Below are 13,210 nucleotides of genomic sequence, written 5' to 3'. Positions count from 1 at the left end.
GAACTGGAACGATGTGCCGCGCGAACCGCGGCCGGGGACACCCGGTGCGGTGCCTCCCCAGCGTCCGGGACGCGCTGCTCCCCGCCGGATCCCGCCCGGATCCGGCCCTGTACCGCCCGCACCCCGTCCCGGCCGACCGCTCCCGCCGACCGCCCCCGGTCCCAGGCAGACCCCGGGGCCCGTTCCCGGGAACGTCCGACTCGACGCCCCGCCGGCAGCTCGTCCCGGCCGCCTCGACGCGGCCGGCTACCACGAACGGCACAGCGGCGAGACCGATGCGGTCAACACCGGGTCGTCGAAGAAGCTGACCGCAGGCGACGAGGCGTCGTCGACAGGTCTGGCGCGCGACTCCGACTCCAGCATCCTGCGGACCAGCGGCTCGATCGCGATCGCCACCCTGTTCAGCCGCATCACCGGCTTCCTGCGGACCGTTCTCATCCTGGCGATGCTCGGATCGGGGATCGCCTCGGCGTTCCAGGCCGCCGACGTACTGCCGAACATGATCGCCGAGGTCGTGCTCGGCGCGGTGCTGACGGCCATCGTCATCCCGCTGCTGGCACGCGCCGAGGCCGAGGACGACGACGGTGGCCAGGGGTTCCTCAACCGCATCTTCACGATCACCGTGGTGGTGCTCGGCACGGCCACGGTCCTGGCCGTCATCGCCGCGCCGCTGCTCACCTACCTCAATCTCGGTGACGGGAAGGTCAACCGGGATCTGTCGACCCATCTCGCGTATCTGCTGTTGCCCGAGATCCTGTTCTACGGGCTCTCGGCGTTGTTCATCGCGGTCCTCAACCTCCGGGGCCTGTTCAAACCCGGTGCCTGGGCGCCCGTCCTGAACAACGTCGTGCAGATCTCGACACTCGTGCTGTACGCGCTGATGCCCGGTGAGATCACGCTCAACCCGGTACGGATGAGCGATCCGCAGCTGCTCGTACTGGGCATCGGCTGCACGCTCGGCGTCGTCCTGCAGGCGATGGTCCTGGTCCCCTTCCTGCGCAAGGCCGGGGTGCGTCTGAAGCTGGAATGGGGCATCGACGCCCGGCTGCGCCAGTTCGGCAACATGGCGCTGGCGATCGTCGCCTACGTCGCGCTGTTGCAGGTCGGCCTGATCGCGACCTACCGGATCGCCGCCTCGGCCCAGGAATCCGGCGTCAGCATCTACTTCACCCACTGGCAGTTGCTGCAGCTGCCCTACGGCGTGCTCGGCGTGACCATCCTGACCGCGATCATGCCGCGCCTGTCCCGCAACGCAGCCGCCGACGACACGAAGGCCGTGGTCGAAGACCTCTCGCTGGCGACCCGCCTGACGATGGTCGCGCTGGTACCCGTCGTGTCGTTCATGACCTTCTTCGGACCGGCGATCGCGATCGCGGTGTTCAACTTCGGCCGGTTCGACGCATCCGACGCCTCCCAGCTGGGGTCGGTCCTCGCCTGGGGTGCGTTCACGCTGATCCCGTACTCGATGACGCTGGTCCAGCTGCGCGTGTTCTACGCCCGCGAGGACGCGTGGACCCCGACCTTCATCGCGCTCGGCATCACCGTCGTGAAGGTGACCTCGTCGTACATGGGTCCGGTGATCTTCGATGACCCGGCCAACGTCGTGCGCTGGCTCGCCCTGTCCAACGGGCTCGGCTACCTGGTCGGCGCCATCGTCGGCCACTACCTGCTCCGCAGCCGCCTGCGCGGCGCCCGCCTGACGAACGTCACCCGCACCACGCTGGTCACCCTGGCGGTCTCGCTGGGCGTCTCGGCCACCGTGTGGGCCGTCGCGAAGATGTCCGGCCTCGACCACATGATCGGCTGGCTCGGCAAGGTCGGGTCGGTGGTCTACCTTGTCCTGACGGCGACCGTCGTGCTGGCGGTGACCTACGCGGGGCTCGCCGCCGCGAGGGTTCCCGACGTCGTCGCGATCGGGAACTCGGTACGCCGTCTCCTCGGCCGGTTCATCCCGGCGCTCGCCCCGCCGGCCGAGCCCGAACGCGAACAGTCCCCGGCGATCACAGTTCAGTTTCCGCGCGTCTCCGCCGACGAATCGCTCCCGTACTCTGGTCAGGTACAGGTGCTGCGCCGCTTCGACAGGGGTACCGCGACGTGGCAGTCCTACTCCGTACACACCGGCGGCGCGATCGGCGCAGGCCGGGATGTGCGTCCCATCCCAGAGCGCGCACCGGTTCCGCGCGACATCAGATACCGGAGGAAAGGAGTCCGTCGCGTGAGTGACAGCGAGATCGACACGACTGCGCCCACCGGGTCGCCCGTCGAATCCGGTCCCGGCGAATCCCGTTCCGGCGAACCGCAGAGTTCTCAGACACCCGCTCACGCCCGGACTCCCGGCGCAGACAACGCTGATGCGCCGACGACCGTCGTCCCGGAGAGTCCCGCCCCACGTCCCCGCGGCCCGCGGCTGATCCCGGGCGCCGCGGTCGCCGGTGGCCGCTACCGGCTCCTCGAACAGCACGGCGGCACGCGCGGCCTGCAGTTCTGGCGCGCCCAGGACATCAACCTCGACCGTGAGGTCGCGCTGACCTTCGTCGACGCCGACCAGCTCGCGCCGCCGCTCGAACGCGGGCAGGCGGTCAAGACCACCGATCAAGGGCCTCAGGCCGTCCTGTCACGCACCCTGCGGCTCGGGCAGATCACCTCCGACGGCGTCGCCCGGGTGCTCGACGTGGTGCGCGGTTCCTCCGGCGGCATCGTGGTCGCCGAGTGGGTGCCCGGGTCGTCACTGGCCGACGTCGCGCGCTCGCAGCCGTCCCCGATCGGCGCGGCCCGCGCCGTGCGCTCACTGGCCGCGGCCGCCGAGATCGCGCATCGCTCCGGTGGCGCCCTGTCGATCGACCACCCCGATCGCATCCGCATCAGCCACGACGGCAACGCCGTTCTCGCCTTCCCCGGCACGCTCGCAGGTGACGACAAGGCCTCCGATGTCCGCGGCCTCGGCGCGGTGCTCTACGCACTGCTGCTGAACCGGTGGACCCTCGATCCCGAAACCGGGTCACGCCTGATCACCACCGACGACGTCAAGGAACCGATCGGCGGTATCCCGGTGGCCGCACCGGGTGAGAACGGTCAGCCCATCGAACCGCGGGCGGCAAAGCCCGACGTCCCGTTCGAGATCTCGGCGGTCGCGGCCCGTGCGCTCGACGGTTCCCGCGGGATCCGCACGGCTGCGACCGTCCAGCACGTCCTCGACCAGGCGACCGTCGTCGACCTCAACACCGACATGCTCCCCGCGATCACCAATGCCGGCGCCCCGCCGCCGGTCACGGCCACACCGCGCGTCGGCAGCGTCGAGCACACGCCGGGTCGTAAGAACCTCGCACTGCTGATCGGCGCCGGACTGCTCGCGCTCTTCGTGGTCATCGCGCTGATCGTGGGGGCCACCAATGTCTTCGGAAGCGGTGACGGGTCGAGCGACATCGACTCGATCCTGACCACCACCGAGCCGGCCACGCCGGGCGAACAGGCACCGGCTGCGAAGGCCCCGACCGAGACCGCGCCGGCACAGAACATCCCGTTGCAGTCGGTGTCCATCGTCGACTTCTCGTCGCAGCCGCCGGACAACTCGGCCAACGTCGGCAACGTGATCACGGGTGCCGCTCCGCCGTGGGAGACCGACAACTATCGGGGACGGCCCGATTTCGGCGGTCTGAAGCAGGGTCTGGGTCTGATGTTCGACCTCGGCAGCGACCAGGCCGTGAAGTCGGTGACCATCGAGTCGCCGACCCCGGGATTCGACGTGGAGATCCGCACCTCCCCGAACGCGAAGCCCGCCTTCGCGCGGACCACGCCGGTCGCGGCGGGCCGCGTCGGCGAGAACTCCACGACGATCGAGGTCGCCTCCCCGCAGCCGAGCCGCTACGTGATGGTGTGGATCACGACGCTGCCGCCGGCGGCCGGTGGCTACCAGGCCGAGATCGGCCGCGTCACGATGGCGGGCTGACCGACTCGTTCGCGAGCTTCGGCACCGCCGGCCCGGTAGCCGGTCCAGCAGTTTTCGGCGTCCACCCGGGTGGTCCGAAGATGTAGCCGAGGCGGGCACGCCAACTCGTCGACGATCTCACGTCCCGGGCGATCGCTGCATACTCGTGTGTTTCGAGCGTCCAGATGTTGTAGGTGTCAACCGGTTTGGTGAGTCCATAGCGTGGGCGGCGCACCTCCGGCGTGAAGGAGCCGAACATCCGGTCCCAGATGATGAAGACGCCACCGTAGTTCCGGTCGAGGTACTCGGGATCGCGACCGTGATGCACACGGTGATGCGACGGAGTGTTGAACACGTACTCGAACGGTCGCCACATCTTGTCGATGTGCTCGGTGTGGATCCAGAACTGATAGATGAGATTCAGCGAGTACGCGAAGAAGACGAGCGCCGGCGGCACGCCGAGCAGCGGGAGCGGCAACCACATCACGATCGCCGCGCTGATGTTCCACTTCTGACGCAACGCGGTGGCGAAGTTGAAGTACTCGCTCGAGTGATGCGCCTGGTGGGTGGCCCAGACGATGCGCACACGGTGTGACACCCGGTGGACCCAGTAGTAGATGAAGTCCACCGCCACGAAGGCGATGACCCACGAGTACCACTGGTTCATCGGTAGCTGCCACGGCGCGACGTAGGTGAACAGGGCCGTGTAGGCGATCAAACCGAGGAGCTTCCAGAAGGCGCTGGTCGCGATCGAGACCAGGCCCATCAGGACACTCGCGCGTGCGTCGCGGGTTTCGTATGCGCCCGGCAGGGGACCGGTCTCGTCGTCATCGTGGTCATGCTCGAGCTTGGCCGCGGCGAACCATTCGATCGCCAGCATGCCCACGAAGAACGGGATCGCGAGCACGGTCGGCTCCCGCATCGGTTCCGGCAAGAACTCCAACACCGTGTACTCCCTGGCTCACCATCTGACACGTCGGCATGTCAGTTTGCTTCTGACAAGGTATCGTGTCAGAAGCTGAGCTGTAAAGACCCCCGGTCGCCGATTCGCCGGGTCCGCGATGAGAGGAGCCAAGGTCCGTGCCCACGCCTGCGACTGCCGGATCCTCCGCCACCGGAGCCGGGGGCCGACGCTACGGGGGAGCGGATCCGACCGAGCGACAGGCTCGACGCCGCAGCGCGCTGATCAGCGCCGGTCTCGATGTCTTCGGCACCGACGGGTACGCCAAGGCCTCCGTCAAGAGCATCTGCGATCAGGCCGGCCTGACCCAGCGCTACTTCTACGAATCCTTCAGCGACCGCGCCGACCTCCTCGTCGCCGTCTACGACGATTGCGTCGACTACGCACGCACCTCGACCCTGGCCGCCGCGGGACGCTTCCTGGACACCGGCGGCGACGCGACGCCGGACGCATCGGAAGGCATTGCGGGAGAGCTCATCTCCGAGGCGGCTCGTGCCATCCTCCAGGCGTTCGTCTCGGCACTCGCCGACGACGCCCGCCGCGCGCGGGTGATGCTGGTCGAGGTCGTCGGAGTCACTCCGGAGATCGAGCGCGTGCGGATGCGCGCGATTCACGGCTGGGCCGAGCTGATCCTGATGCTGGCGCGGGGGAATCGGCCGGCCAGCGCGCGTCAGCGTCTGGCCTCGGTGGGTCTGGTCGGAGCGGTGACCCAACTGATGGTCGACTGGTATGTCGCAGGTACCGGCGAAACCGACGTACCGCGCGAACCGCTCGAGGACATCCTCGACGTGTGCGTCGAACTCTTCGTGGCCGCCCACGATCGCCTGCTGAACTGACCCTCCCGATCCGCCGAATTGCCCTCATGGGAGACACCCGGGGAGTAGATTTCGGGTCATTCTGCTTCAAGCCGCGGGGCCGCTACTCCCGGGAGGCGACGGATGAGTTCAGCAGAAGATCGCGCCAGGCAGCTGGATCTTGTTGCGCGCCTGAAATCTTCCTATCCGGAGCTCCCGGATGCGCCGACGCCCGATCTCCTGGATCACGCGCGCCTGGTCGCCTACCTGAAGCCGGTTCACGACGTCGGCGGTGAGCCGGATGCGCCGATCTTCTACGAGGGGAAGGCATACGAGCTGTGGGAGCACATGACCTACGTCATGTGTGAAGTACTGGCGTGGCGTGGGATCTGGCTGTCCGAGGAGCGTCGGCGTATCGGCAACGTGGACGTCGGCCGTGCGGAGTATCTCGGGCTCCCGTACTACGGCCGCTGGTTGCTGGCGGTGGCGCGGGTCCTCGTCGAGAAACACCACATCGCGCTCGGTGAACTCTCCGAGCGCATGCTCGAGGTACAGCAACGGTATGCCGGGGGACTCGCGGGCAAGACACTCGAAGCGCAACCCCGCCACGTCGGAGACGGCTCCGACGTTCCCCGCAACACCCATCACCGCCACGCGGTGGGGGTCGGGGACCCGCAAATCTACGCCGGAAAGGCCGGCGACGCGCGTTTCGCCGTCGGGGACAGCGTCCTCGTTCGGGAACTACCGGTCGTGTTCTACACGCGCACACCGGAATACGTCCGCGGTGCGACCGGTGAGATCTCCGCTGTCGCCTACGAGAGTCCCGCACCCGAGGACGAGACATGGGGGCTGTCCGACGCGCAGTCCGAGTGGTTCTACGTCGTGCAGTTCCGGATGAGCGATCTGTGGCACGGCTACACCGGAACCGACGGCGACACCCTACGGACCGAGATCCCGGAGAGGTGGCTGGCGCCGGCCGGTCGAGAGGAGAGCTAGGAGATGAGCGACGCCCCCGGTGCACACGGCCACGATCACGACCATGCGCGCACGGTCGCGCCGATGGTCGAGGAGGTCACCGATTTCGAGGTCCTCGAGATCGCTCTGCGCGAATTGTGTATCGAGAAGGGACTTTTCACGGCGGAGGAACACCGCCGGTTCACCGAGTTCGCCGAACAGATAGGGCCGACGCCGGCCGCCACCCTGGTCGCGCGGGCCTGGCTGGAACCCGATTTCAGAGAGCTGGCGCTCGCCGAACCCATGACGGCGAGCAAGGAGGTCGGGGTCGACTGGCTCGAACCCACCGGATTCGGGACTCCCAGCGATTTCACCGCTTTCTCGATCCTCGCCGACACCCCGACGCTCCACCACGTGATCGTGTGCGCATTGTGCTCCTGCTATCCGCGCCCGATCCTCGGCAACTCTCCCGAGTGGTATCGCACGCCGAACTACCGGCGCCGAATGGTGAGATGGCCGCGACAGGTGTTGTCGGAGTTCGGTCTCCAGCTGCCCGACGACGTGTCGGTGCGCGTCCAGGATTCCAACCAGAAGCACCGCTTCATGGTGATGCCGCAGCGCCCGGCGGGTACGGAGGACTGGACACGGGAACAGCTGGCCGAGATCCTCACCCGGGATTCCTTGATCGGGGTCGCGCTGCCGAAACCGGGGGTGACCACCAACGCGGTGACGACCATTCGACCGGCCGTTCACCCGGCAGGAGGGTGACGATGTCGACGGAGGCCCGACCCGATGATGTCTACCCGCCGCTCGCCGAGGTCGTTGAACGCGATCAGGTGTGGCCGCGGATGGCCGCCGAATACGGTGTCACCAACCTCGTTCCACCCTGGAAGACCAGCCTCGACGGCCTCTGCGATGCACTCGACCGCGCCGCCGACAACGGTTGTGCGGCACCCGGGGCAGTCGAACGCCGGGACGAGGAGGACCGGTTGGCGGCGAGCCTTTACGCCGAGCTGCCGTATCCCGAGAATCAGCTCGTCGCCCTGGCCCATACCCTTCTCGACCGCGGGGTGATCGACGAGCGCGGGCTCGCGGAGAGGATGGCCGCGGTCCGAGCGCGGCTGGAGGCGTGAGGCCGCGCGCAAACCGGCTGTCCACAATCGAATCGGTCCTGTAGACAATCGCCTCGCTGCCGCCTCGTGTGTTGACTTCTCCATTACTCTCAGCGCATGGCCGGGGGGAACGACGCAGTTGACCTGCGTACCGATGAGCAATTGCTGCGCGCTCACGTCGCCGGCGATCCGGATGCGTTCTCCGATCTCGTCAACCGCCACCTCGACTACCTGTGGTCGGTCGCCATCCGGACCAGCCAGAGCCCCGAGGATGCGGCCGACGGACTGCAGGACGCATTGCTCGCCGCACACCGGACCGCGCGGGATTTCCGCTCCGACGCGAAGGTGACCAGTTGGCTGCACCGGATCGTCGTCAACGCGTGCCTCGACCGGATCCGCCGCAACAACGCCCGCAGGACCGTCCCGCTGCCCGAATGGGACGTGATGTCGATCGCGGACACGAGTGATGACATCGCCGCGGTGGATCTGTCCGTCTCGATCGGCCGGGCGCTGCATGCACTGCCCGATGGTCAGCGGCAGGCGATCGTCGCCGTCGACCTCGAGGGCTACTCGATCGCGGAGGCCGCCTCGCTGCTCGGTGTCGCCGAGGGCACGATCAAGAGCCGATGCGCGCGGGGACGCCTCAAACTGGCTCAGGTCCTCGGCCATCTCCGGACTGCCGATGAGGCGTAAGACCATGCCCGGCAATCTCTTCCCGTATCGGATCGGCCGGAACGGAACCGGAACCGCGCGTCGTGCGTCCAAGTATTCGATCGATGCCGACGACGACCGACGAGATGCCACCCACGAGACACCGACGCCCGACCTTCGGAATGGAAGACTGACACCATGACCCCGCGGGGACCTGACGACACCGAGTACGGCGATCTGCCCGAGCCGCCGTATTCGGCGGACACCCTGGCCGACTTCCATGCCGGAGTGCTGTCCGAGCGCGCCGATGCCCACATCCGTGCCCGGATCGTCGATGATGCTGCCGCGCAGGCGATCCTGGCGGCACTGGACCGGACGACGAGTCAGCTGCGCGCGTCGACTCCGGCCCCGCATCGGGTACCGGATCAGGTTCGAGCCGATGTCCAGGCCACACTGGCCGCCCTCGGCGGAGGCTCGCCCGCGGTCACAGGTCCGTCCTCCACTTCTGCACCCTCCACTTCTGCACCCTCCGGCCCGGACGCGCCGGTAAATCTCGCCTCACGACGGACAAGGTCCCGCCGGTCCACGGTCTTACCGATGGTGCTGGCCGCGGCGGCGGTCGTGGTCGTCGCCCTCGGCTCGATCGGTGTGCTGCGGTTGGTGTCGGCGTCATCCGATGACACTCCGCCACCGATGCAGGCCCAACCCGCGTCCACCCGGACACTGGACCCGACCGGCTTCGCGTCGGCGCTGTCGGTCCTCGGCCGCACCGACGGTGCACCGTTCGCGTCGGTCGCAGCACTCCGACGCTGCACCGCGGAACATCTCATCCCCACGACCGTCGCCGTCGTCGGATCCGGACGGATCATCTTCCACGGCGACCCCGCCGCCGCCATCCTGCTGTCGACAGGGATCGCCGGCCGCTTCGACGCGCTCATCGTCGGCCTCGACTGCGACACCGGCAACCCGGCGTTCCTGGCCCGGGGCACGATCGGCGGCTGAGCACGCCAGGCGCCGGCACCGAGACCTCCGTCACCACGCCGGACGCATGGACCTGACCGGGAACATCTGCGCTTACCCTTGTGTTGAAGCAGCCGTGATCCCGACGAGACACTCCGGGATCCGGCATACCCCACAGCACGGAGGACGGATGAGCCAGCCAGAGACCCAGCAGATCCACGACGTGATCATCATCGGATCTGGTCCTGCCGGGTACACCGCGGCGATCTACGCCGCGCGCGCCGAGCTAGCACCGATCGTCTTCGAGGGAACCCAGTTCGGTGGCGCGCTCATGACCACCACCGAGGTCGAGAACTTCCCCGGTTTCCAGACCGGCATCCAGGGCCCGGCCCTGATGGACGAGATGCGCGAACAGGCGATCCGATTCGGCGCTGACCTGCGCATGGAAGACGTCGACACGGTCCGCCTCGAAGGCGAGATCAAGGAGGTCGAGGTCGGTGGCGAGGTGTTCCGCGCACGCGCGGTGATCCTCGCGATGGGTGCCGCCGCGCGCTACCTCGGCGTCGAGGGCGAACAGCAGCTCCTGGGGCGCGGCGTCTCGGCATGTGCGACCTGCGACGGATTCTTCTTCAAGGACCAGGACATCGCTGTCATCGGCGGTGGCGACTCCGCGATGGAGGAGGCGACCTTCCTCACGAAGTTCGCACGCACCGTCACGCTGGTGCATCGACGTGACGAGTTCCGCGCGTCGAAGATCATGCTCGACCGCGCGCGCAACAACGACAAGATCCGCTTCGTGACCAACGCCGCCGTGCGTTCGGTCGTCGGTGACGGTTCCGTCAGCGGACTCGAGATCGAGGACACCCGCACCGGCGAGGTCAGCACGCTCGATGTGACCGGCATGTTCGTCGCGATCGGTCACGACCCGCGGAGTGAGCTGGTCCGCGGACAGATCGACCTCGACGACGAGGGCTACGTCCGCGTGCAGGGGCGCACCACGTACACCTCGCTGCCCGGGGTCTTCGCCGCCGGCGACCTCGTCGACCACACATACCGCCAGGCCATCACGGCAGCAGGCAGCGGCTGTGCCGCGGCCATCGACGCCGAGCGCTGGCTGGCCGAGCAGGGTGAAGCGCCGGCGCACACCGTCGACGCCGAGTCCGTCGCCGAGGTCGAGGCAGTTCAGGCACCTGCCTGACCACCTACTTCCACCACTCCCGAACTTCATTTCTGAGTCCATCTGAGGAGGACACCACCATGGGTGCAAACACCGTCGTCGTGAACGACACCACCTTCAAGGACACCGTTCTCGGCGCCGACAAGCCGGTTCTGGTCGACTTCTGGGCCACCTGGTGCGGTCCGTGCCGCATGGTCGCCCCGGTTCTCGAGGAGATCGCCCGCGACCACGGCGACAAGCTCACCATCGCCAAGCTGGACGTCGATGAGAGCCCGGCCACCGCGCGTGACTTCCAGATCATGTCGATCCCGACCATGATCCTGTTCGACAAGGGTCAGCCGGTGAAGACCATCGTCGGCGCCAAGGGCAAGGCCGCCCTTCTCCGCGAACTCGATTCGGTGGTCGGTCAGTCCGCCTGACCTGCATCATCCTCTGATCCACGGCGAGAGTCCGACGGGTGAACGACGCTGTCGTCAGCCCGCGGACTCTCGTCGTTGGTAGTCTCGGCCCGGGTCCCCGGCCATGTGGGACACGAGCCGACAACGCCACGGCTGGACCGGTTCCAGTTTGGTGTAGTGAACTTCAGCTGAGAGAATGCAGGCTGATGCTGACCGGTGCCGCTGTCATGCGGTCCGCCAGATATCGCCGGCAGGGCGTCACCCTGCCGCGATTCGTACGAGGGGTGACGACATGCCATTGTTCCGACTTGGGGATCACGGCTCGGCGGTGGCCGAGATCCGCTCCATCCTGGTCGGTCTCGGTCTGTTGCCCGAGGGTGGCGAGCCAGTCTTCGACGAATACTGTGACCGGGCGATTCGGGCATTCCAGCAGCAACGCGGCCTGATCGTCGACGGCATCGTCGGTCCCGCGACCTACCGGGTTCTCCGAGAGGCGTCGTACCGTCTCGGCGCCCGCGTCCTCTCCTACCAGCTGTCGGCACCGATGGTCGGCGACGACGTCGCCACCCTCCAACACCGCCTCCAGAACCTCGGCTACTACACCTCTCTGGTCGACGGCATCTTCGGACTCACCACCCACAACGCTGTCTGTCTGTACCAAAGTGAATACGGACTGGCCTCGGACGGGATCTGCGGTCCGGCCACCCTGCGTTCGCTCGAACGACTCGGCACCCGCGTCACCGGTGGTTCGCCGTACGCGATCCGCCAAGAGGAGCACGTTCGGCGTTCCGGTCCGCAGCTGTCGGGAAAGCGGATCCTCATCGATCCGGGTTCTGGCGGGATGCATCATCTGTCCACCGGCGACCTCGCCCAACGCGAATCCGATCTGCTCTGGGATCTGGGCGCACGGCTCGAGGGCCGGATGGCCGCCGCCGGGATGCAGACCTTCTTGTCGCATGACGGGCGCGGTCGCCCGGGTGACAACGAACGCGCCCGCGTCGCGAACCTCATGGATGCCGACCTCATGATCTCGCTGCGCTGCGGTCACTACCGCAACCCGCAGGCCAACGGTGTCGCGTCGTTCTACTTCGGCAACAACCACAATTCCTTCTCGACGATCGGACGCAATCTCGCCGGATTCATCCAGCGCGAGATCGCCGCCCGCACACCGCTTGCCGACTGCCGGACGCATGAGCGCACGTGGGATGTCCTGCGGCTAACCAGAATGCCTGTCGCACTGATCGACGTCGGCTACATCACCAACCCGCAAGATGCTGCGGTTCTTGCCGATTCGGATTGGCGCAACGTCATCGCCGACGCCATCCTGGTCGCGGTGAAGCGGTTGTACCTGCTCGACCAGGATGATCGTCCTACGGGCACTTACACTTTCGCAGACCTGCTGGCTGCGGAGAACAGTTCGCGCTGATCCGCGTCTGACCTGATCCCACCGGGACGGCTGTCCGTTCCCGTCCGGCGAGATCGATCTCGGCCATCACCACGAGCTTCTGCAGCGCGCTCTCCACCTCGAACTTCCAGCCGAGTCCCTCGTCGAGTTCGAGACGGAATCGCGGAAACCGTTGATGGGATGACACGACGTCGAATCCGGAGTCCTTGAGGAACGACGCGTCGATCATGCATGCCGTGCACAGATCCGCCTGAGGATCCTCGAGGATCTCGCGTGCGACTTCGATGATCGCCTCGTTGGTCCAGAAGTCGAGATCGGGAAGGCCGTTGCCGGCGGGAGCCTGGCCCGGCTCTGCCGATCCGGACAGTGTCGAGCCCGAACAGGTCGGATCCGCCGGAGAACCGAAGTCGGCGGCACCGGCACTGTTGCGTACAAGACCGAACGCCTCCACGGCGCGAACACCTCGGCGGATCAGATCGCCGAGCACCGCGTCGAGCAGAATCGTGGCGACTTCTTCGTGGCCCGGTTCGGTGCGGATGCTGGTCAGCAGAACCGCGTCGTGACTGACCGGTGAAGTGGGGAAGTGCTGCGACCGGGGAACCTTGTTCGGCGGTGCGTAGATCGCCGTGCCGATGACGGAGTTGGTCGTCGACTCGATGGCCACTTGTCCGCACGCGCCCCATTCGAGGAGAAGTCCGGAGATCCAGGCTTCCTTGTCGAACTCGCTTTCATACGGTTCACCGTTGGTGGTCGGTTCGACTTCCCAGAAGACACATCGCCGAGTGTGGTGGGGGAGTAGCTCGAAGGATCCGAGTTCCAGCCGCATGATCGACACGCTCATGTCGACGAACTCCGGAACCGACGACGTGAATC

The 13,210-nt window shown here is 67.1% G+C and carries 12 protein-coding genes; 10 read left to right on the top strand and 2 right to left on the bottom strand.

All coding sequences use genetic code 11. The annotated features are described in order from the left end of the window. Nucleotides 1–304 precede the first annotated feature (304 nt). Nucleotides 305–3,946 carry a murein biosynthesis integral membrane protein MurJ gene (locus tag BLU62_RS23705; RefSeq protein WP_074853209.1) on the top strand — a complete coding sequence of 1,214 codons (3,642 nt, stop codon included), beginning with the start codon at nt 305–307 and terminating at the stop codon, nt 3,944–3,946. Here BLU62_RS23705 and BLU62_RS23700 read toward each other — a convergent pair. Next, complete coding sequence (locus BLU62_RS23700) at nt 3,930–4,871, bottom strand: sterol desaturase family protein (RefSeq protein ID WP_074852329.1); 942 nt, start codon at nt 4,869–4,871, stop codon at nt 3,930–3,932. The genes BLU62_RS23705 and BLU62_RS23700 overlap by 17 nt on opposite strands. A 134-nt stretch (nt 4,872–5,005) precedes the next feature. Here BLU62_RS23700 and BLU62_RS23695 point away from each other — a divergent pair, with 134 nt between their 5' ends. From BLU62_RS23695 to BLU62_RS23655, 9 genes are all read left to right on the top strand, one after another. Next, nucleotides 5,006–5,722 (top strand): TetR/AcrR family transcriptional regulator, encoded by a 717-nt coding sequence (locus BLU62_RS23695; RefSeq protein WP_074852328.1) that lies wholly within the window; start codon nt 5,006–5,008, stop codon nt 5,720–5,722. A gap of 102 nt (nt 5,723–5,824) precedes the next feature. After that, nucleotides 5,825–6,676 (top strand): SH3-like domain-containing protein, encoded by an 852-nt coding sequence (locus tag BLU62_RS23690; RefSeq protein WP_074852327.1) that lies wholly within the window; start codon nt 5,825–5,827, stop codon nt 6,674–6,676. Between the two features lie 3 nt (nt 6,677–6,679). After that, complete coding sequence (gene scnC, locus BLU62_RS23685) at nt 6,680–7,402, top strand: thiocyanate hydrolase subunit gamma (protein WP_074852326.1); 723 nt, start codon at nt 6,680–6,682, stop codon at nt 7,400–7,402. A 2-nt stretch (nt 7,403–7,404) separates the two neighbouring features. Beyond that, nucleotides 7,405–7,767 (top strand): thiocyanate hydrolase, encoded by a 363-nt coding sequence (locus BLU62_RS23680; RefSeq protein ID WP_074852325.1) that lies wholly within the window; start codon nt 7,405–7,407, stop codon nt 7,765–7,767. 96 nt (nt 7,768–7,863) lie between these two features. Then, nucleotides 7,864–8,439, top strand: coding sequence for an RNA polymerase sigma factor SigM (sigM, locus tag BLU62_RS23675; RefSeq protein WP_074852324.1), 576 nt, complete (start codon nt 7,864–7,866; stop codon nt 8,437–8,439). A gap of 156 nt (nt 8,440–8,595) precedes the next feature. Further along, nucleotides 8,596–9,399, top strand: coding sequence for a hypothetical protein (locus BLU62_RS23670; protein ID WP_074852323.1), 804 nt, complete (start codon nt 8,596–8,598; stop codon nt 9,397–9,399). A gap of 148 nt (nt 9,400–9,547) precedes the next feature. After that, on the top strand, nt 9,548–10,555 hold the full coding sequence (trxB, locus tag BLU62_RS23665; protein ID WP_074852322.1) for a thioredoxin-disulfide reductase: 1,008 nt from the start codon (nt 9,548–9,550) through the stop codon (nt 10,553–10,555). A 59-nt stretch (nt 10,556–10,614) separates the two neighbouring features. Continuing rightward, nucleotides 10,615–10,953, top strand: a complete 339-nt coding sequence (gene trxA / locus BLU62_RS23660; RefSeq protein ID WP_006361161.1) for a thioredoxin — start codon at nt 10,615–10,617, stop codon at nt 10,951–10,953. A gap of 271 nt (nt 10,954–11,224) precedes the next feature. Beyond that, entirely contained in the window at nt 11,225–12,358 is a 1,134-nt protein-coding gene (locus BLU62_RS23655; protein ID WP_074852321.1) for an N-acetylmuramoyl-L-alanine amidase, read from the top strand. Here the strand turns inward: BLU62_RS23655 and BLU62_RS23650 are convergent. Beyond that, complete coding sequence (locus tag BLU62_RS23650; RefSeq protein WP_074852320.1) at nt 12,303–13,178, bottom strand: hypothetical protein; 876 nt, start codon at nt 13,176–13,178, stop codon at nt 12,303–12,305. The two genes, BLU62_RS23655 and BLU62_RS23650, sit on opposite strands and share 56 nt — an antisense overlap. Nucleotides 13,179–13,210 lie beyond the last annotated feature (32 nt).

It is taken from the genome of Gordonia westfalica, from assembly GCF_900105725.1.
Taxonomy (GTDB): domain Bacteria; phylum Actinomycetota; class Actinomycetes; order Mycobacteriales; family Mycobacteriaceae; genus Gordonia; species Gordonia westfalica.
Note: the sequence above shows the minus strand (reverse complement) of the source record. Positions and strands in the feature narration are given on the sequence as shown.